Raw genomic sequence first — 18,748 nt, 5'->3', positions numbered from 1 at the left:
ATCAGCATTGCCTCTTAACTAGTGTGACAGTCGACACATCAATGCACTGCCGATTTCTGACCGGTACTCAGCGAGGAGACCACCTATGAAAACCCCGAAGTTTTTACTTCCCGTGGCCACAGCCGGCGTTCTAGCCCTTACCCTCTCCGCCTGCGGTGGCGGTGGCGGCGGCAGTACCCCGGCGGCCGGTGACGCGGAGCAGGGCCTCGACGGCCGCGGCCCCATCACCTACGTCCAGGGAAAGGACAACAGCAACGTGGTCCGTCCGCTGATCGAGAAGTGGAACGCCGCCCACCCCGACGAAAAGGTCACGTTCAAGGAACAGACGGACAGCGCCGACCAGCAGCACGATGACCTCGTCCAGAACTTCCAGGCCAAGAACCCCAACTACGACGTCGCCAGCGTGGACGTGGTCTGGACCGCGGAATTCGCGGCCAAGGGCTGGCTGCAGCCGCTCAAGGACAAGATGGCGCTGGATACCTCGAAGATGTTGAAGCCGACGGTGGAGTCCGCGTCCTACAAGGGCACCCTCTACGCTGCCCCCGAATCCTCCGACGGCGGCATCCTGTATTACCGCAAGGACCTGGTCCCGACGCCGCCGAAGACGTGGGACGAGATGATGGGCATGTGCTCCATCGCCAAGGCGAACAACATGGGCTGCTATTCAGGTCAGTTCGCCAAGTACGAAGGCCTGACGGTCAACGCCTCCGAGGCCATCAACTCTGCTGGCGGCGCCGTGCTGGATAAGGACGGCAAGCCCAGCCTGAACACGCCGGAAGCCAAGGCCGGGCTTGAAAACCTCGCCAAGTCCTACGCGGACGGCAGCATCCCCAAGGAAGCCATCACGTTCAAGGAAGAGGAATCCCGCCAGGCGTTCCAGGACGGGAAGCTGCTGTTCCTGCGCAACTGGCCGTACGTTTACAACCTGGCCACCACGGAAGGTTCCTCGAAGGTCAAGGATGTCCTCGGCATGGCGGCACTGCCCGGAAAGTCTGGCCCCGGTGCGTCCTCCCTCGGCGGCCACAGCGCCGGCATGAGCGTCTACTCCAAGAACAAGGCCACCGCCCTGGACTTCCTGAAGTTCCTGACCACGGAAGAGACGCAGAAGTTCTTCGCGACCCAGGGATCCCTGGCGCCGGTTCTCGGCTCGCTGTATGAGGACCAGGAACTGATCGCCAAACTGCCGTACCTGCCGGTCCTGAAGACCTCGATCGAGAACGCAGTGCCCCGCCCGGTTACCCCGTTCTACCCGGCCGTCACCAAGGCCATCCAGGAAAATGCATACCCGGCCATCAAGGGCGAGAAGACAGTGGAAGCCGCCCTGTCTGACATGCAGAAGTCCATCGAAACAGCGACCGCAGGAAAGTAGCCTAGCCATGGCAACTGAACTGGGCCCGACGCCGGTCAAGTCACCGGCGTCGGGCGGGACCCCGACTAACCGCGGCCCGAAGGGCGTAGGGGAAGACAACCGCATTGCCACGCAGGGCCGCTGGGCCTCGTGGCTGCTGGCCCCGACGATCGCCGCCCTGGCCATCGTGATCGTTTACCCGATCATCAGCGCCATCATCATGTCTTTCCAGGCCGACTCCGGCCTTGATCCCGTCACCGGACTCTTCACCGCAGGCGGGCCGGCCGGCTTCTCCAACTACGTCAACTGGCTGGCCCAGCAGTGCGCCGCTCCGGGCGGCGGGACCGTAGCCTGCCCGCCGGGGACCCTCGGCTCACAGTTCTGGTCGGCCACGGCCACCACTTTCTTCTTCACCATCGTGACAGTCTCCCTGGAAACCGTCCTTGGCTTCTGGATGGCCATGATCATGGCCCGGACCTTCAAGGGCCGCGGCCTGGTCCGCGCGGCAGTGTTGGTCCCGTGGGCTATTCCCACGGCTGTGACTGCCAAACTGTGGCTGTTCATCTTCGCGTTCGAGGGCATCGCCAACAAGATGTTCAACACCACGATCCTGTGGACCGGCAGCGAATGGCCGGCCAAATGGGCAGTGATCATTGCCGACACATGGAAGACCACGCCCTTCATGGCCCTGCTGATTCTGGCAGGCCTGCAGATGATTCCGGCCGAAGTCTATGAAGCCGCCAAGGTGGACGGCGCATCCGCGTGGCAGCGGTTCCGCATGATCACCCTTCCGCTGGTGAAACCGGCGCTGATGGTGGCGATCCTCTTCCGCACCCTGGACGCGCTGCGCATGTTCGACCTCCCGTACATCCTGACGGGCGGCTCGAACAACACCACCACGCTGTCCATTCTGGTGATCAACCAGATCAGGCAAGGGTTCAACGCCGCAGCGGCCTTGTCCACCATCACGTTCATCATCATCTTCCTGGTGGCCTTCATCTTTGTCAGGTTCCTGGGTGCGAACGTCGTCGAGCAGCAAACAGGCGCAACTAAGGGGAAGAAATGACCGCCGCGACAGAATTGCGGGCCCGCCAGGACCATGGCCGCAAGGTAGCGCAGAACCGCGAGAAGTGGGCGCAGGGACGTACGTACATCAGTGCGGCCGTCATCCTCATCTGGTGCCTGGCGCCGGCGTACTGGATGGTGGTGACGGCGTTCCGGGATGTCGGGTTCACTTACGACACCTCCCTCCTGCCCTCCCACGTCACGCTGGACAATTTTAAGACCGCCTTCGACACCTCCTTTGGCAACCACTTCGGCCAGGCCCTGGCCAACAGTGTTTTCATCGGCGTCGTGGTGACTGCCATCTCGCTGGTTATCGGCGTTTTTGCGGCGTATGCCCTGGCGCGGTTGAACTTCCGGTTCAAGTACCTGGTGCTCGGTTTCATCCTGGGCGCGTCGATGTTCCCGGGCGTTGCCCTCATCACGCCGCTGTTCCAGCTCTTCACCAATATCGGCTGGATCGGCACCTACCAGGCGCTCATCATTCCGAACATCTCCTTCGTACTTCCCTTGACGGTCTACACCATGACGTCGTTCTTCCGGGAAATGCCGTGGGAGCTTGAGGAATCGGCCCGGGTGGACGGCTGCACGCAGGGGCAGGCCTTCCGGAAGGTCATCATGCCCCTGGCGGCGCCGGCCATCTTCACGACGGCCATCCTGGCGTTCATTTCCTCCTGGAATGAATTCCTGATTGCCAGCCAGCTCTCAAGCGACAGGACACAGCCGGTCACGGTGGCCATTGCCAGCTTTGCCGGTGCGCAGCCCAATCAGATCCCGTACACGGCGATCATGGCTGCAGGCACCATCGTGACCATCCCCCTGGTCATCCTGGTGCTTGTCTTCCAGCGGAAGATCGTCGCGGGCCTGACCGCCGGTGCGGTCAAGTGAGGGACCAGCTGTGACGGCCGGCCAAAACCAGGGCCACGTATCCGCACCCCGCCGAAGGGTGCGGTCCGGGGAGGACTTCGACATCATCATCGGGTTCCTGGGCTTCTGGGCGGTGGTACTGCTGGTGGTCACTGTCTGGATGGAAGTGACCGCCCAACCGGCGCTCGGGTGGTCACTCGGACTGCTGGCCACGCTGCTGGCGGTCTATGGAATGATCCGGTTGCGCCGGAAGTTGCCCGAACGGACGGCGACCAGGCGCGGCTGAGGGGCAGCGCAGCCAGGGGCCGGAGCGGCGGCTTCGTTGCTGTTGACGCGGCGAGCAGGAACTCCGGCATCCGGCCATGCGTCGGCGGTAGACAGTCGACAAGGGGACACGGTGGCAAGGACGTCAGACAGGGCACAGCGCGGAGGGCACTCCGGGGTCAGCATCGAGGATGTGGCCGCTGCCGCCGGAGTGTCCACCGCTACCGTGTCCCGCGCCGTCCGCGGCCTGCCCAGGGTTTCGCCGGCCACCAGGGAAAAAATCCTGGTCATCGCCGACGACCTGGGCTATGTGGCGTCGTCGTCAGCGTCGGGCCTTGCCACCGGGCGAACCAAGACCATCGGCGTCCTGGCGCCCTTCGTCAGCCGCTGGTTTTTCTCCAAGGCGATAGAGGGCGCTGACCGCGAACTGCACGCCCGCCGGTACAACCTCTCACTTTTCAATTTGGGCGGCCACGGCAGCAACCGGGAACGGCTCTTCAGCAAGACCATGGTCTACAAACAAATCGATGCACTGCTGGTCCTGTGCATGGCATTGACGCATGAGGAAATCGAGCACCTCCAGAAGATTGACATCCCGTTGGTCGTCGTCGGCGGCCACGTCGAAGAATGCCCGTATATCGGGATCGACGACTACGCGGCTGCAGCGACTGCCGTGCGCCACCTGATCGGCCTCGGCCACCAGGACATCGCCTTGCTCCACGGTGATGACGAGACCGACCTGAACTTCGACGTCCCCAGGGTCCGGATCGAGGCCTTTAAAGACATCATGGCGGAATCCGGCCTGCGGGTCCGGGAGGAGTGGGACGAACTGGGCGACTTCACGGTCCGTAGCGGCCAGGAAGCGTTCCGCCGGCTGTGGAACAAGCCCGGACCCAAGCCCACAGCCATTTTCTGCGCCTCCGACGAAATGGCCATGGGGGTCATCCTAGAGGCCGCCCGGGCGGGGGTGCGGATTCCGGATGACCTCTCGGTGATCGGGATCGACGACCACGACTTTTCCGAGGCCATGGGTCTCACCACCGTCGGGCAGCGCCCTGATGAGCAAGCGGAACTAGGCACAAAAATGCTGCTGGATGAGCTCGACGGCATCGTCGGATCGGTGCGCTCCGTGGTCGCCCCGCACCAGCTGATTGTCCGCAGCACGACGGCGCCGCCCCGCCGCGCGGGGGCACCTGTCTCGGCGGCATCGGCGAGTATCTGATGCCCGCAGGGGCGCGGTCCGGGGAGGACGCGCGTCCTCGTTAGGACGCGCGCGCGAGTTGCCGGATCGGGATCCAGCGGGATGCCAGCCGCCGGTACGCGGCGGCTGCCCCGGTCATGTCCCCTTCAGCCAGGCACTCAATGCCCAGCCGCACATCCATGGGCGAATCGTCCGGATAGACCTTGTCCGCCACCGCCCCGTAATCCAGCTCCACCACCGCGCCGGGGTGGAAGAGTTCCAGCCAGGCGGTGAGCTGGGTGAGGTCCTCCAGCATGTCGAGCTCCGGCGCGGCGAGGGACAGGTGGGCCACCGCATAACGGACCCGTTCCAGGGCCTCGCCGATCGTCGCGCGGATCCGTACGGTGACAATCCGGCCGTCGGACTCCACCACGTCCGTAGGGTCCGACTCCATGAAGAGGCAGAACCAGCTGAAAGGGATTCCCCAGGTGGATGCGCGGGTATGCACGCGGCCCAGCCCGGATCGTGCCTGCACTTCATCGATGCGTTCCTGGTGCTTGTCCCGCTGCAGTTCCGGAATGAGCAATTCAGCCAGCGGCGCGTGGATGCCCTCCATCAGGGCGTTGGCGGCCAGCCCGGCCCGGAGTACCAGCTGGCTGGGGCAGTACAGCAATGGCTCCGCTGATCCGGTGCCGGCGGATCCAGTCCCGGGTGCCGTCTCGCCGGGCGGAGCGGCGTCCGGGGAGGTACCGCCGTTTCGGGGCACCGCAAGGACGCGGACCAGATCCGTCGCCCCGGTGGGAAAAGGGTCCCCGCCGGGCCGGGTGATGCGCCCCAGGGACGCGAGAAGCTCGGCGTTTTCGACGGCCGCCCGGGAACCGCTCTGCGCGCTGACCCCGCGCAATGCCGCCTGCTGCTCCGCAGGGAATGCCTCCAACGGCTCGTAGATCCGCAGCGAGGAGGAGAAGGGCAGCCCGGCCTGACCCCGGTAGAGGTTTCCCGTCATCGGAAGCTGTCCCTTTCCTGGGCTGCCGACATCAGCCGCCCAGCTCCACGATCACGGGGGCGTGGTCCGAGGCGCCCTTGCCCTTGCGTTCCTCGCGGTCGATGGACGCGCCGGTGACCCGAGCGGCCAGTTCCGGAGAAGCCAGGACGAAGTCGATCCGCATGCCCTCCTTCTTGGGGAAGCGCAACTGCGTGTAGTCCCAGTAGGTATAGACGCCGGGGCCGGGAGTGTGCGGGCGGACCACGTCCTGGAAGCCAGCGTTTTCGAACGCGTGGAAGGCGGCGCGTTCCGGCTCGCTGACGTGGGTGAGGCCACCGGCGCGGAAGTAATCGATGTCCCAGACGTCCCCGTCCTGCGGGGCGATGTTCCAATCTCCCATCAGGGCGATCTGTGCCGCCGGATCTTCCCGGAGCCAGCCCTCGGCATGGGCCCGCAGGGTATCCAGCCAGCCGAGCTTGTACGGCATGTGTTCGTCGTCGAGCGCGCGCCCATTGGGGACGTAGAGGCTCCAGATCCTGATGCCGCCGCACGTGGCGCCGATGGCGCGGGCCTCCTGCACGGCGTCCTTGCCGTTCTTGCCGAACGCGGGCTGATCCAGGAAGGTGCGTTCGACGTCGTCGAGTCCCACCCGGGAGGCAATCGCCACGCCGTTCCACTGGCTCAGGCCGAAATGCGCTACCTCGTAGCCCATGTTTTCAAACAACTCCCAGGGGAAGTTGTCGTCCTTGCACTTGGTTTCCTGGATGGCCAGGACATCACAGTCGGTGCGCTGAAGCCAGGCTTCCACGCGGTCGGCGCGGGCGCGGAGCGAGTTCACATTCCAGGTAGCTATCTTCACAGTTCCTAACTTACCGAACTTGGCAGCCGGAGGAGGAAGAGGACGTCCGGCCGGCCCCTCTGGAATTTAGTAGGAAGTCCGAGTATATTCGGAGGGAGAGCATGGCGTGGATCACACACGGCCCGGCTGTTGGCGCGGGCATCCGCATCCGCACGACGCAGTTTCACTCCGCAATCACACGGTGCAAAGGAGCATTCCCTCATGGTTCGCGAACTATCCCATTACATTGACGGGCAGCATGTTGAAGGCACTTCGGGGCGCTTTAGCGATGTCTACGATCCCTGCACCGGCGAGGTCCAGGCCAGGGTGCCGCTGGCCAGCACCGAGGAAGTCCGCAACGTGGTGTCCAACGCGGAGAAGGGCCAGCTCGAATGGGCTGCCATGAACCCGCAACGCCGTGGCCGGATCCTGCTCAAGTTTGTGGATCTCGTCAACCAGAACATGGATGAGCTCGCCACCTTGCTGTCCTCCGAACACGGCAAGACGTTCCTCGACGCCAAGGGCGACATCCAGCGCGGTATTGAAGTGGTGGAATTCGCCGCCGGCGCCCCGCACCTGCTTAAGGGCGAGTTCTCGGACAGCGCCGGCACGGGCATCGACGTCCACTCGATGCGCCAGCCACTCGGCGTCGTCGCCGGGATCACGCCCTTCAACTTTCCGGCCATGATTCCGCTCTGGAAGTCAGGGCCGGCCCTGGCCGCCGGTAACTCCTTCATCCTCAAGCCGTCCGAACGGGACCCGTCGGTGCCGCTGCGCCTGGCGGAGCTTTTCACGGAGGCCGGCCTGCCGGACGGCGTCTTCAACGTTGTCAATGGCGACAAGGAAGCGGTGGATGCGCTGCTTGGGGACCCCCGGGTCCAGGCCATCGGCTTCGTGGGCTCCACACCGATCGCGCAGTACATCTACGCCACCGCGGCGGCGAACGGCAAACGCGCCCAGTGCTTCGGCGGCGCCAAAAACCACATGGTGATCATGCCGGACGCCGACCTGGATATGGCAGCGGATGCCCTCATGGGCGCCGGCTTTGGCTCCGCCGGCGAACGCTGCATGGCAATCTCCGTGGCCGTTCCGGTCGGCAAGGCCACCGGGGACGCGCTGGTCGCCAAGCTGGAGGAACGGATCGCTGACCTGAAGGTTGGCCACAGCCTCGCCAAGGACTCGGATTTCGGCCCCGTGGTGGCGGCCTCCGCCAAGGAACGGATCGAGGGTTACATCCAGGCGGGCGTCGACGAGGGCGCCACCCTGCTCACCGACGGCCGCGGCCTCAAAGTTGACGGCTACGACGGCGGCTTCTGGGTTGGCCCCACGCTTTTCGACAATGTCACAAAGGACATGACGATCTACAAAGAAGAGATATTCGGGCCGGTCCTGAGTGTCCTGCGTGCCGAGGACTACGACGAGGCCCTGCGCCTGTGCAGCGAGCACGAGTTCGGCAACGGCGTGGCCATTTACACCCGTGACGGCGACGCCGCGCGCGACTTTGCCAGCCGGGTCCAGGTGGGCATGGTGGGCATCAACGTTCCCATTCCGGTACCGATCGCCTACTACACCTTCGGCGGCTGGAAGGCTTCGGGCTTCGGCGACCTCAACCAGCACGGTGCCGACGCTTTCCGGTTCTACACGAAGACCAAGACGGTCACCACCCGCTGGCCGTCCGGCATCCGCAGCGGTGCCAGCTTCGTGATGCCGGAAGGCAGCTGATGACGGGGGAGCACCTGGGTGAGAGCCCGGCAGCTGAAGTGCTGTTCGAGCGGCGCGGCCGGCTGGGCGTCATCACACTTAACCGGCCGCAGGCCGTCAATGCGCTGACCGCGGGCATGGCCTCTGCCATGCTCGTCCAGCTCACGCTCTGGGCCGACGACGACGCCGTGGCCGCGGTGCTGGTCCGCGGCGCCGGCGAGCGGGGGCTGTGCGCCGGCGGCGACATCGTCGCCATCTACCGCGACATGCTCGACGACGGTGACGCGACCGCCGGGTTCTGGGCCGAGGAATACCAGCTGAACTCCCTCATTTCGGGGTATCCGAAGCCGTATATAGCTTTCATGGACGGGTTGGTGCTTGGCGGCGGCGTGGGGATTTCCGCGCACGGCTCGGTCCGGATCGTCACCGAACGGACCCGGATGGGCATGCCGGAAACCACGATCGGGTTCGTGCCCGACGTCGGCGGAACCCTGCTGCTCTCCCGCTCGCCGGGGGAGACCGGCACCCACGCCGCCCTCACCGGCGCGCACCTGAACGGCGCCGATGCCGTGTTCCTGGGGCTCGCTGACCGCTATGTGCCCTCCGCCAAGCTGGCGGAACTCGCCGAAGCCCTGGAGGGGGAGGCGCCGGACACCGCCGTCGCACACTTCGCGGAGCCGGCCGGGGACTCCGTCCTGGCGGCCCAGCGGGAATGGATTGACGCGTGCTATTCCTCCGACGTTGCCGAGGAGATCGTCAGCCGGCTGCGCACAGTGGGCGGGGAAGCCGCCGACGTCGCCGAGACGATCGAGGCCAAGTCGCCGACTGCCGTGAAGGTTGCGCTGGAATCCCTGCGCCGGGTGCGTGGGCTGAGCCTGGCGGAAGCACTGGAGCAGGAATACCGGGTGGGACTGCGGTTCCTCACCGGACCCGATTTCCGGGAGGGAATCCGTGCCCAGGTGGTGGACAAGGACCGCGCCCCGCACTGGAAGCCGGCCACCTTGCCGGAAGTCAGCCGCGAGGACGTCGCAGCCTATTTTGCGCCGCTCGGCGAGCGTGAACTGAAACTCTCGAAGGAGCGCCACAATGTCTGAAACACCGCTGCCTGACGCCGCGCAGACCGGGCCCGTCGCCTTCCTGGGCCTCGGCCACATGGGCGGCCCCATGGCCATCAACCTGGTCAAGGCCGGCTATTCCGTCGCCGGCTTCGACGTTGTTCCGGCCGCCCTGGAAACCGCCCGCTCGCACGGCATCGGCACGGCGGACACCGCCGCAGAGGCCGTGGCGGGGGCCGCCGTCGTGCTGACCATGCTGCCCAGCGGCAAGCACCTGCTGGATGCCTACCGCGGCACCCCCGGCCGGCCGGGACTGCTGGACGTGGCGCCGCCGGGCACCCTCTTTTTGGACTGTTCCACGATCAACGTCGACGAGGCCCGCGAAGCCGCCGAACTCGCCGTCGCGGCCGGCCACCGGGCCGTGGACGCCCCGGTGTCCGGCGGCGTCGTCGGGGCCGAGGCGGGCACCCTGACGTTCATGGTGGGTGCCCTTCCGGACGATTTCGGGGCGGTCAAGCCGATGCTCGAGGTGATGGGCAAGCGCGTGGTCCACTGCGGGGAGCACGGCGCCGGGCAGGCCGCCAAGATCTGCAATAACATGATCCTCGGCGTCTCCATGATCGCGGTCAGCGAAGCCTTCGTGCTGGGCGAGAAGCTGGGTTTGACGCACCAGGCACTGTTCGACGTCGCGTCCGCGGCCTCGGGCCAGTGCTGGGCTCTGACCACCAACTGCCCTGTGCCCGGGCCGGTGCCGGCGAGCCCGGCGAACCGCGATTACCAGCCCGGATTCGCCGGAGCGCTCATGGCCAAGGACCTCAAGCTGGCACTCAACGCGCTGGAAAGCACGGGCGTTGCAGCCCGGTTGGGGCCGCTCGCGTCCGAAATTTACGATACCTTTGCCGCGGAAGGCGGGGCTGGCCGGGACTTCTCCGGAATCATCACCGACATCCGGGACAAATCCGAACAGCAGCCAAGGGGACAAGCATGACGGAGCAATACGCAAACATTCTGGTGGAGCGGCGCGGGCGTGTGGGGCTGGTAACGCTCAACCGGCCGCAGGCTCTGAACGCCCTCAACAAGGCCACCATGGACGAGCTCGTCGCCGCCGTGTCCGCGATGGACACCGATCCGAACGTCGGCGCCGTCGTGCTGACCGGGTCCGGCAAGGCCTTCGCAGCCGGCGCGGACATTAAGGAGATGCAGTCCAAGGGCTACATGGACATGTACGCGGCCGATTGGTTCAGGGGCTGGGAAGACTTCACCCGGCTGCGCATCCCCGTCGTCGCCGCCGTCTCCGGGTTTGCCCTCGGCGGCGGCTGCGAGCTGGCCATGATGTGCGATTTCATCATCGCGGGCGAGAACGCCAAGTTCGGCCAGCCGGAAATCAGCCTTGGCGTGCTGCCCGGGATGGGCGGCTCGCAGCGCCTCACCCGCGCCGTGGGCAAGGCCAAGGCGATGGACATGATCCTCACCGGGCGGTTCATGGACGCCGGGGAAGCCGAACGCGCCGGACTGGTGTCCCGTGTGGTGCCCGCCGCGGACGTGGTTGAAGAGGCCCTCAAAGCCGCCGAGGTCATTGCGTCCAAGTCCAAGCCGGTGGCGATGGTGGCCAAGGAAGCCGTCAACACAGCTTTTGAGACCGGGCTGGCCCAGGGCGTGCTCTTCGAACGGCGCGTGTTCCACTCGCTGTTCGCCACCGAGGACCAGAAGGAAGGGATGGCGGCCTTCACCGAGAAGCGCCAGCCGGACTTCACGCACCGCTAAGCGGCGACGCTCCAGCGGAGCCGCGACGCGCTAATTTCTTCGTGACGCGCAAAAGCCCTGGCCCCTGCCGGATCCCGGGAACGGCAGGGCTTTTGCGTGTCGCCCGGCAGGAATCGCCTCAAGGGATCACATGACGCTGATGCCGAGCAGGCCGATGATCAAGGCCATCACCACAAGCGTCACGAGTTCGTGGGCGCAGTTCAGCACCGTCAAGCCGGCCGGGCGGCCCTCAAAGGTGTCGTGGGTGATGAACCGTGCCGCCGTGAATCCTGCCCAGAGGATCAGTGTGGTGACCACAGTATTGACCAGGAAATTACCGCCGTAGAAGTGCTGCGCAATGGCGGCAGCCCCCGCCAGCACCGAGGCGCTGATGAAGCTGACCACCAGCGTGACCAGGATCGGCCTGACGGCGTCTTTGGCTTCCCCGCTGGGAGTGACTCCGGCGACGCGCATCCAGTAGTTGCCGAACACCTTCGGGGTGTACCAGACAGAGCCGACCACCATGCTGGACAGGGTCGCCAGCAGAACGGCCCAGATGTTGATTTCCGGAATCATCGTGCACTCCTCGGTTCGAGGTCCGTTCTCTCCGAAGTCTAAGGGACCGACAGGGCGGGCATCGGCAGTTCGCGGCTACCTCTTTTAGGAGGTAGCTGGGCGTCCACCCTGCTGGCTACGGTGAGCTGAGTCACACAGCCTGGCATTGGGGCTGACATCAAAGGAGATTGCCATGACCTCAGTTTCACCGACTTCGGCAGCCGGGTTGCAGGCGCCACCCAGCCGCAAAACCCTTCGCAAGGTCGCGTTCGCCAGCGCCGCCGGAACCACCATCGAGTTCTACGACTTCTTCATCTACGGCACGGCCGCCGCACTGGTTTTCCCCGTGGTTTTCTTTCCGGCGCTCGGTGCCGCGGCCGGCACCATCGCTTCATTCGGTACCTTCGCCGTTGCCTTCTTCGCCCGGCCGGTCGGTGCCATCATCTTCGGGCACTTCGGGGACCGGATCGGCCGGAAGAAGACCCTCATCACCACGCTGCTGATGATGGGCATCGCCACCGTGCTGATCGGCCTCATCCCGGACGCCAGCACCATTGGCGTGGCCGCCCCCATCCTGCTCGTCGTGCTCCGCTTCGTGCAGGGCCTCGCAGTCGGCGGCGAATGGGCCGGCGCCACCCTCCTCGTCGCGGAATACGCTCCGAAAGGAAAACGCGGGCTCTTCGGCTCTTTCCCGCAGCTCGGCCCGTCCGTGGCGTTTGCCCTGGCCAGCGGTACGTTTCTCATCACCAACCTGACCCTTGGGGACAAGTCGGAGGCTTTCATCACCATCGGTTGGCGGGTGCCGTTCATTCTCAGCGCTGTGCTGGTACTCGTCGGCCTGTGGGTGCGTCTGAGCATCGAGGAAACGCCGGTCTTCAAGAACGCCGCAACGGCCACCGCAACCAGCAGCAGGCTGCCGATCCTCGAATCCATCAAGCGCCAGCCGCGCGAAATCCTTCTCGCCGGCGGCTCCCTGACGCTTCTCTTTGCCTTTTTCTACCTTGGCACCGCGTACCTCACCAGCTATGCCACCAGTCCCACCGGCATGCACCTGAGCCGGGCGGAAGTGCTGAGTACCGGCATTATCGCCTCGCTGTTTGTCGCCGCCGCCACCCTGGCCTCCGGGATCGTCTCGGACCGCTTCGGACGCAAGAAGGTCATTGCCACCGCCTGCAGCCTCGCCGTGCCGTGGTCGCTCGTGCTCTTCCCGATCCTCAGCGCGAACACCGTCTTCGCCTTCGGTCTCGGCCTCACCGTGACCCTGGTGATCTTCGCCATCGCCTACGGCCCTGCCGGGGCGCTCCTGCCGGAGCTCTTCGAGACCCGCTACCGGTACACCGGGGCCGGCATGGGCTATAACCTGGCCGGCGTCGTCGGTGGAGGCATCGTTCCGCTCGTTGCGGCCCAGCTCGCCGGCACCTCCGGCGCCAATTCGGTCGGCTTCCTGCTCGCCGGAATTGGCGTCTTCAGCGTCCTGTGCACCCTGGCGCTGCCCAACCACGAAAAGCGGGCTTTGGAAAGCGGAAAGCACGACCTTGCGCCGGGCTACGCCGACAGCACGGGACCTGCCGAGCCCGTCTCCCGGCGCTCAGGCTGCCGGGCCAAGGACCAACCGCAGCGGGGAATATAGGCGAATCCCGGCTGGGGAGCGGGGTCTCCGGTAGGACCGGCGGCTCCGCTCCTAGGGGATCAGCCCCAGCCGGCGGGCCACCGACACGGCCTCGAGCCGGTTGTGCGCAGAAAGCTTGACCATGGCATTTTGCAGGTAACTCTTGACGGTTACCGCTTTCAGGCCCAGACGATCCGCGGTTTCCTGATACGAACAGCCGAGCGCCACCTGCGCCAGAACATCAAGCTCCCGGCGGGCCAGCCGGGCCGTCGGATGGACGCCGTCGGCGGGCGTGGGAGCCAGATGGGTGCCGATGATATCCAGCTGCCGGGCCAGGTGCGGGTCGGTTACCGTGCCGGCCAGGGACCTCAGCTCGGCGTGGGCTTCCCGGACGTGCTCCAGCCAGCTGCGGTCCAGGGCCAACGCAGGTGCAGCCCGCGCCGTGTCGATTATCGAAACCCGCCGGTCCACCTCGTCCCGGACCCGCAGCTCCTCGGCGATCTCGGCGGCCGCAGCTGCCGCCTCGCTCACAGCTTTTTCTCCGAGCGGCGTGCTGTCCCGGCTTGCGATATACAACACCGCACGCGACCGGCCCCGGACCACCACGGGAACGGCTGCCATCGAGGTCAGCCGTTCCCGCCGGACAGCGAGGTCGTATTCGTGGGTGATCCCTTCGGAGGCAATGTAGTCCTCGACAAGGAACGGGCGCCGCTGCGTGAGGACTCGGCCGCCGAGGCCCGCCCCGGGAACAACCACAACCTGGTGCAGGCTGGAGGTGGCGGTGCCGAGAAAGTCCGTCAGCTGGAGCAACTCGCCGCTGGCCAGCCCGGCAAACAGCACGGCGGGACGGAACCTCCCGGAGAGCTGGCGCAGCGAGGCGCGGAGCAGTTCCCGGTCATCGGGGCGGGAGTAGTCGTTCGGCTGCATGAGTCGTCTCCAGGTGCGCGGAACCGGTCACCGCATTGTGGCCGGCCGTCAATCGTGGTCAGGCAAGACAAGCCAGGGGTTAGTCGCTGAAGTCGCCGGCGTTGCGTCGGAATGTGCCCAGGATCCGGATCAGCTGGTCAACGTCCTGCTCTGCGAAGCCGGACTGGGCGAACACCTCGGCGTTCAGGGCCGCCGTCGCCCGCTTTGCCAGCGTCCGCCCCTCCGGGGTGAGTTCAATCAGGGTGGTGCGCCCGTCGGTGGGATGCGGCGAGCGAAGTACCAGGGCCGCCCTTTCCAGCCGGTCGACGGCGTTCGTGACCGACGTGGGATGGACCTGCAACAGCGCGCTGGCTTTGTTCATGGGCAGCGCGCCGCTGCGGGCGAAGCCCAGCAGGGCGAGCAGTTCGTACCGGGCGAACGTCAGCCCGAACGGTTTCAGGATCCCCTCGATCCGGGCCAGCAGGATCTGCTGGGTCCGCATCACGGCGGTGATGGCGGCCATGGGTGCGGCGACGTCGGACCAGCCGTGCCGTTCCCAGTTCAACCGGGCGTCGGCAATCGGGTCACGCGGCAGGGGCGTTGCCACGGCACCCCCCACTGTTTGTCCTGACATCCATGGTCCTCAGCCTAGCTTTTCGGCCGGGCTCTTCAGCCCGGGGAAGTCGGCTTCGGTGTATTCGGTGCCAAGACCGGCCGGAACCGTTCCTCCGCCGTGGCGCAGTTCCTCGCTGTGCCGCAGCTCCACGCGGCGGATCTTGCCCGAGATTGTTTTGGGCAGTTCGGCGAACTCCAGCCTGCGGATCCGCTTGAACGGTGCCAGGTGGTCGCGGCAGTACCGCAGGATGTCCTCGGCCAGTTCCGGTCCGGGCTCGTGGCCGGCGGCAAGGACCACAAATGCCTTGGGGACTGAGAGCTTGAGCGGGTCGGGGGACGGGACGACGGCGGCTTCGGCCACCGCCGGGTGCTCGATCAGGACACTTTCCAGTTCGAACGGGGAGAGCCGGTAATCCGAGGACTTGAAGACGTCGTCCCCGCGGCCCACATACGTGATGATGCCGCGCTCGTCCCGGCTTGCCATGTCCCCGGTGTGGTAGTAACCGTCGCGAAACGCTTCCGCCGTCTTTTCCGGGTCGCCATAGTAGGCCTTCATCAGCCCGACGGGGCGGGGATCCAGGCGCAGGCAGAGCTCGCCGTCGTCGGACTCCTCGCCCGTTGCCGGGTCCACGAGGACGACGTCGTACCCGGGCAGCGGCTTGCCCATGGCGCCGATCTTGATCGGCTGGCCCGGGGTATTGGCGATCTGCACAGTGGATTCGGTCTGGCCGAAGCCGTCCCGGATGGTCTGGCCCCACGCGCGGTGGACCTGGTCGATCACCTCGGCGTTGAGCGGTTCCCCGGCGGACACCACCTTGGTGGGAGGGTTCTTGAGCAGGGTCAGGTCGGCTTGGATCAGCATGCGCCAGACCGTCGGCGGCGCACAGAAACTCGTTACCCGCTCGCGGTCCATTTGCGCCATCAGGGCCTTCGCGTCAAAGCGCTCGTAGTTGTAAATGAAGACGCAGGCCTCAGCGATCCAGGGCGTGAAGACGTTGGACCAGGCATGCTTGGCCCACCCCGGGGAGGCCACGTTCAGGTGCACGTCTCCAGGTTCCATCCCGATCCAGAACATCGTGGACAGGTGGCCTACCGGATAGGACGAGTGCGTGTGTTCCACGAGCTTGGCCTTGGACGTGGTGCCCGAGGTGAAGTAGAGCAGCAGGGTCTCATCGGCCAGGGTGGGCGCGTCCGGGGTGAAGTCCTCGCCCGCGCCGGCCGACCCGGAGTACTGCAGGGCGGCTGCGTCCGTGCCGGCGTCCCCGCCAATTTCAATCAGCGTGTACGCCCCCGGGACGTCGGCGAACTTGGCAAGGTTCGCACTGCCGACGGCGGCCCAGTTCGCCCCGCCGCGCTCCACCCGGTCCGTGAGGTCCGCAGGGCCCATCAGGGTGGTGGTGGGGATCATGACGATGCCCAGCTTGATTCCTGCGAGCATCAGTTCCCAGAGTTCCACCTGGTTTCCGAGCATGATGATCATGCGGTCACCGCGCCGGACGCCCTGGCCGCGCAGCCAGTTTGCCACCTGGGCGGAGCGCCGGGACAGGTCAGCGAAGCTGCGCCGCGTGGCAGTGCCGTCCTGCTCGACGATAACAAGGGCGGGCCGGGCAGCCTTCGCCGGGTCGGCAGCGATCTGATCGAACCAGTCCAGGGCGAAGTTGAAGTGCTCGAAGCGGGGCCACTGGAATTCGCTGCGCGCCGCCTCGTAGTCCTCTCGAAGGTCCAGCATGCGGTCGCGGGCGGCGCGAAATTCCTCTGTGACGGTCATGGTGCACCTTTCGAAGTCTGGCGGCGCAGCAGTTCAGTCCGGCGCCGTTGCCCGGGAATCACAGCTGTCCTCGTGATCCCCGTCACTGTGCAATATACTAGGACATCCAAGGGTTTGGAAGAGCCGGCTCGCTTCGTGAACCGGTCACTAGCGAAGGGACACATGCCCGTGCAGCCACAAGGACGTGCCAGCGGACAGAGGGTCATCCGGGACCACGCATCGCATGAAGTGCCGGCGCCGCCGCCCTTCCCGGACGCTGACTTGATGTACATCGTGGATTTGCTCCCCCCGGAGGAACAGGCCCGCTACCAGGAAATCCGCGACTTCCTGCAGTCCCGGATCCGTGCGGCCTCGATCGATTTCTGGAACCGTGAGGAATTCCCCTTCGGGTTGCTCGCCGAGCTTGGCAAGTACGGCCTCGGCGGGCTGCAGACGGACGGCACGTCCAAGTTGTTCAAGGGCCTGATGTACGTGGAGGTGGCCCGCGCCGACGTGTCCCTCTCGGCGCTCGTGGGGATCCATAACGAGCTGATCGTGGGCATGATCGACCAGCTCGGCTCCGAGGCGCAGAAGGCACGCTGGCTGCCCGGGCTTACTGCTTTCACGCAGATCGGCGCCTTCGCCCTGACCGAACCGGACCACGGCTCGGACATCGCCGGCGGACTGGCCACCACCGCGCGGCTGGAGGACGGGGAGTGGGTCATCGACGGCGCCAAGCGCTGGATCGGCGCCGGCACCATCGCCGACTTCGCCCTGGTCTGGGCGCGGGATGTCGCGGACCAGCAAATCAAGGGCTTCATCGTGGAGACGGACCGGCCTGGCTACACTGCGACGAAGATCGCCAACAAGATCGGGCTGCGGATCATGCAGAACGCGGATATCGTGCTCGACGGGGTCCGCATCCCGGAGTCCAACCTCCTGCCCGGGGCCACCGACTTCTCCAAAGCCAACGAGCTGCTGCGGGACTCCCGCGCCTGGGTGGGCTGGCAGGCCGCCGGCATTCAATTGGCCGCGTTCGACGTCGCGCGTTCCTATTCGCTGGAACGCAAACAGTTCGGCAAGGAACTGGCCCGCTTCCAGCTGATCCAGCAGCAGCTGGCCGAGATCCTGGGCAACGCGTCGGCGTCGCTGTCACTGATGGCGCAGCTGGCCAGGATCCAGGAGGCCGGAAAGCTGGAAATGGTCCAGGCGGCGATGGCCAAATCCACCACCACCCGGCTGGCCCGGGCGTCGGTGGCGATGGGGCGTTCGTTGATGGGCGGCAACGGGATCAGCAGCGACTATGAGATGGGCAAGCTCTTTGGCGACGCTGAAATCCTGTACACGTACGAGGGCAGTTACGAGATCAACTCGCTGATTGTGGCCAGGGCAGTGACCGGGAAGTCAGCTTTCGTTTAGTCCGTGGAAGTGCCGGCCGGAACGGTTCGGGCCGGCACTTCCACGTTTTTTGACCGGGACCTAGCGCTTAATCGATCGGCGTGACGTACGCTCCGGAGATTCCGCCGTCCACCAGGAAGGTGGAGGCGGTGATGAAGGAAGCGTCATCGCTGGCCAGGAAAGCCACGGCGGCGGCCAGCTCCTCCGGCTCGGCGAAGCGCCCCAGCGGCACATGGATCAGCCGGCGGGCAGCCTTTTCCGGGTCCTTTGCGAAGAGCTCCTTCAGTAGTGGTGTGTTGACCGGTCCGGGGCAGAGGGCGTTGATACGGATGCCCTGCCGGGCGAATTCGACGCCTAGCTCACGGCTCATGGACAGGACCCCGCCTTTGGAGGCGCTGTAGGAAATCTGTGAGGTAGCGGCGCCCATCACGGCAACAAACGAGGCTGTATTGATGATGGAGCCTTTCCCTTGCTCCTGCATGTAGGGGATGGCGTACTTGCAGCAGTAGTACACGGAGGTCAGGTTAACTTCCTGGACCTTCCGCCAGGCGTCAATGCCGGTGTCGAGGATGGAACCGTCGCTGGCGGGCGAGATTCCGGCGTTGTTGAAGGCGATATCAACGCTGCCGTACGTTTCCTTGGTCTGGGCATACAGGTTCTTGACGTCCTCTTCGCTCGTGACATCAACTTTGACGAACATCCCCCCGACCTCGGTCGCTGCGGCGAGGCCGGAGGTTGGCTCGATGTCGGCGATGACGACGTTGGCTCCTTCGGCGGCCATCCGGCGTGCCGTGGCCAGGCCAATGCCGCTGGCACCGCCGGTGATAACTGCGCTGCGACCGGCGAGGCGGTTCGAAACTACTGACTGCATGGGG

18 protein-coding genes are annotated in these 18,748 nt (G+C 65.7%); 11 read left to right on the top strand and 7 right to left on the bottom strand.

What is annotated here, in order from left to right:
- Positions 1-85: 85 nt before the first annotated feature.
- The 5 genes from RCH15_RS13995 to RCH15_RS13975 all read left to right on the top strand — a co-directional run bounded on the left by RCH15_RS13995 (position 86) and on the right by RCH15_RS13975 (position 4,763).
- Positions 86-1,369: an ABC transporter substrate-binding protein gene (locus RCH15_RS13995; protein WP_326961277.1), complete on the top strand. Its 1,284-nt coding sequence runs from the start codon at positions 86-88 to the stop codon at positions 1,367-1,369.
- 7 nt (positions 1,370-1,376) lie between these two features.
- Positions 1,377-2,414 (top strand): carbohydrate ABC transporter permease, encoded by a 1,038-nt coding sequence (locus RCH15_RS13990; protein WP_326961276.1) that lies wholly within the window; start codon positions 1,377-1,379, stop codon positions 2,412-2,414.
- The gene (locus RCH15_RS13985) at positions 2,411-3,298 is read left to right on the top strand and encodes a carbohydrate ABC transporter permease (protein ID WP_326961275.1); all 888 of its coding nucleotides are present in this window, start codon (positions 2,411-2,413) and stop codon (positions 3,296-3,298) included. The genes RCH15_RS13990 and RCH15_RS13985 overlap by 4 nt, the downstream gene beginning before the upstream one ends.
- 10 nt (positions 3,299-3,308) lie before the next feature.
- The gene (locus RCH15_RS13980; RefSeq protein WP_326961274.1) at positions 3,309-3,563 is read left to right on the top strand and encodes a hypothetical protein; all 255 of its coding nucleotides are present in this window, start codon (positions 3,309-3,311) and stop codon (positions 3,561-3,563) included.
- Between the two features lie 111 nt (positions 3,564-3,674).
- On the top strand, positions 3,675-4,763 hold the full coding sequence (locus RCH15_RS13975; protein ID WP_326961273.1) for a LacI family DNA-binding transcriptional regulator: 1,089 nt from the start codon (positions 3,675-3,677) through the stop codon (positions 4,761-4,763).
- Positions 4,764-4,803: 40 nt separating this feature from the next.
- Here RCH15_RS13975 and RCH15_RS13970 read toward each other — a convergent pair whose 3' ends face one another.
- Positions 4,804-5,727 carry a hypothetical protein gene (locus RCH15_RS13970; protein ID WP_326961272.1) on the bottom strand — a complete coding sequence of 308 codons (924 nt, stop codon included), beginning with the start codon at positions 5,725-5,727 and terminating at the stop codon, positions 4,804-4,806.
- 31 nt (positions 5,728-5,758) lie between these two features.
- Positions 5,759-6,565 (bottom strand): exodeoxyribonuclease III, encoded by an 807-nt coding sequence (locus RCH15_RS13965; protein WP_326961271.1) that lies wholly within the window; start codon positions 6,563-6,565, stop codon positions 5,759-5,761.
- 201 nt (positions 6,566-6,766) lie between these two features.
- Between RCH15_RS13965 and RCH15_RS13960 the strand changes: the two genes are divergently transcribed.
- The 4 genes from RCH15_RS13960 to RCH15_RS13945 are packed head-to-tail and all read left to right on the top strand — an operon-like array spanning position 6,767 to position 11,064.
- The gene (locus tag RCH15_RS13960; protein ID WP_326961270.1) at positions 6,767-8,266 is read left to right on the top strand and encodes a CoA-acylating methylmalonate-semialdehyde dehydrogenase; all 1,500 of its coding nucleotides are present in this window, start codon (positions 6,767-6,769) and stop codon (positions 8,264-8,266) included.
- Positions 8,266-9,339, top strand: coding sequence for an enoyl-CoA hydratase/isomerase family protein (locus RCH15_RS13955; protein ID WP_326961269.1), 1,074 nt, complete (start codon positions 8,266-8,268; stop codon positions 9,337-9,339). Before RCH15_RS13960 ends, RCH15_RS13955 begins: the two co-directional genes overlap by 1 nt.
- Positions 9,332-10,288, top strand: a complete 957-nt coding sequence (gene mmsB, locus RCH15_RS13950) for a 3-hydroxyisobutyrate dehydrogenase (RefSeq protein ID WP_326961268.1) — start codon at positions 9,332-9,334, stop codon at positions 10,286-10,288. The genes RCH15_RS13955 and mmsB overlap by 8 nt, the downstream gene beginning before the upstream one ends.
- A complete protein-coding gene (locus RCH15_RS13945; protein ID WP_326961267.1) occupies positions 10,285-11,064 on the top strand; it encodes an enoyl-CoA hydratase in 780 nt (259 codons plus the stop codon). The genes mmsB and RCH15_RS13945 overlap by 4 nt, the downstream gene beginning before the upstream one ends.
- Positions 11,065-11,190: 126 nt before the next feature.
- Here RCH15_RS13945 and RCH15_RS13940 read toward each other — a convergent pair whose 3' ends face one another.
- Positions 11,191-11,619, bottom strand: a complete 429-nt coding sequence (locus RCH15_RS13940; protein ID WP_326961266.1) for a DUF1761 domain-containing protein — start codon at positions 11,617-11,619, stop codon at positions 11,191-11,193.
- Between the two features lie 172 nt (positions 11,620-11,791).
- On the opposite strand from RCH15_RS13940, the gene RCH15_RS13935 reads away from it, so the two are divergent.
- A complete protein-coding gene (locus RCH15_RS13935) occupies positions 11,792-13,228 on the top strand; it encodes an MFS transporter (RefSeq protein WP_326961265.1) in 1,437 nt (478 codons plus the stop codon).
- A 51-nt stretch (positions 13,229-13,279) separates the two neighbouring features.
- Here RCH15_RS13935 and RCH15_RS13930 read toward each other — a convergent pair whose 3' ends face one another.
- From RCH15_RS13930 to RCH15_RS13920, 3 genes are all read right to left on the bottom strand, one after another.
- Complete coding sequence (locus tag RCH15_RS13930) at positions 13,280-14,134, bottom strand: helix-turn-helix transcriptional regulator (protein ID WP_326961264.1); 855 nt, start codon at positions 14,132-14,134, stop codon at positions 13,280-13,282.
- 79 nt (positions 14,135-14,213) lie between these two features.
- Complete coding sequence (locus tag RCH15_RS13925) at positions 14,214-14,720, bottom strand: MarR family winged helix-turn-helix transcriptional regulator (RefSeq protein ID WP_326961308.1); 507 nt, start codon at positions 14,718-14,720, stop codon at positions 14,214-14,216.
- 36 nt (positions 14,721-14,756) lie between these two features.
- Positions 14,757-16,496, bottom strand: a complete 1,740-nt coding sequence (locus RCH15_RS13920; protein WP_326961263.1) for an AMP-binding protein — start codon at positions 16,494-16,496, stop codon at positions 14,757-14,759.
- A gap of 264 nt (positions 16,497-16,760) precedes the next feature.
- Here RCH15_RS13920 and RCH15_RS13915 point away from each other — a divergent pair, with 264 nt between their 5' ends.
- Positions 16,761-17,894, top strand: coding sequence for an acyl-CoA dehydrogenase family protein (locus tag RCH15_RS13915; protein ID WP_326961262.1), 1,134 nt, complete (start codon positions 16,761-16,763; stop codon positions 17,892-17,894).
- A gap of 67 nt (positions 17,895-17,961) precedes the next feature.
- Here RCH15_RS13915 and RCH15_RS13910 read toward each other — a convergent pair whose 3' ends face one another.
- On the bottom strand, positions 17,962-18,744 hold the full coding sequence (locus RCH15_RS13910) for a 3-oxoacyl-ACP reductase (protein ID WP_326961261.1): 783 nt from the start codon (positions 18,742-18,744) through the stop codon (positions 17,962-17,964).
- Positions 18,745-18,748 lie beyond the last annotated feature (4 nt).

It is taken from the genome of Arthrobacter sp. MP_M4 (genome assembly GCF_035984855.1).
Classification (GTDB): Bacteria; Actinomycetota; Actinomycetes; order Actinomycetales; family Micrococcaceae; genus Arthrobacter.
The sequence above is the reverse complement of the archived record's forward strand: the minus strand, read 5'-3'. Positions and strand labels throughout refer to the sequence as shown.

Coding starts and splice junctions, on each gene's coding strand:
- RCH15_RS13990 (WP_326961276.1), top strand. CDS start 1,377: ATGGCAACTGAACTGGGCCCGACGCCGGTCAAGTCACCGGCGTCGGGC.
- RCH15_RS13995 (WP_326961277.1), top strand. CDS start 86: ATGAAAACCCCGAAGTTTTTACTTCCCGTGGCCACAGCCGGCGTTCTA.
- RCH15_RS13935 (WP_326961265.1), top strand. CDS start 11,792: ATGACCTCAGTTTCACCGACTTCGGCAGCCGGGTTGCAGGCGCCACCC.
- RCH15_RS13960 (WP_326961270.1), top strand. CDS start 6,767: ATGGTTCGCGAACTATCCCATTACATTGACGGGCAGCATGTTGAAGGC.
- RCH15_RS13985 (WP_326961275.1), top strand. CDS start 2,411: ATGACCGCCGCGACAGAATTGCGGGCCCGCCAGGACCATGGCCGCAAG.
- mmsB (WP_326961268.1), top strand. CDS start 9,332: ATGTCTGAAACACCGCTGCCTGACGCCGCGCAGACCGGGCCCGTCGCC.
- RCH15_RS13910 (WP_326961261.1), bottom strand. CDS start 18,744: ATGCAGTCAGTAGTTTCGAACCGCCTCGCCGGTCGCAGCGCAGTTATC.
- RCH15_RS13970 (WP_326961272.1), bottom strand. CDS start 5,727: ATGACGGGAAACCTCTACCGGGGTCAGGCCGGGCTGCCCTTCTCCTCC.
- RCH15_RS13930 (WP_326961264.1), bottom strand. CDS start 14,134: ATGCAGCCGAACGACTACTCCCGCCCCGATGACCGGGAACTGCTCCGC.
- RCH15_RS13945 (WP_326961267.1), top strand. CDS start 10,285: ATGACGGAGCAATACGCAAACATTCTGGTGGAGCGGCGCGGGCGTGTG.
- RCH15_RS13920 (WP_326961263.1), bottom strand. CDS start 16,496: ATGACCGTCACAGAGGAATTTCGCGCCGCCCGCGACCGCATGCTGGAC.
- RCH15_RS13915 (WP_326961262.1), top strand. CDS start 16,761: ATGTACATCGTGGATTTGCTCCCCCCGGAGGAACAGGCCCGCTACCAG.
- RCH15_RS13940 (WP_326961266.1), bottom strand. CDS start 11,619: ATGATTCCGGAAATCAACATCTGGGCCGTTCTGCTGGCGACCCTGTCC.
- RCH15_RS13955 (WP_326961269.1), top strand. CDS start 8,266: ATGACGGGGGAGCACCTGGGTGAGAGCCCGGCAGCTGAAGTGCTGTTC.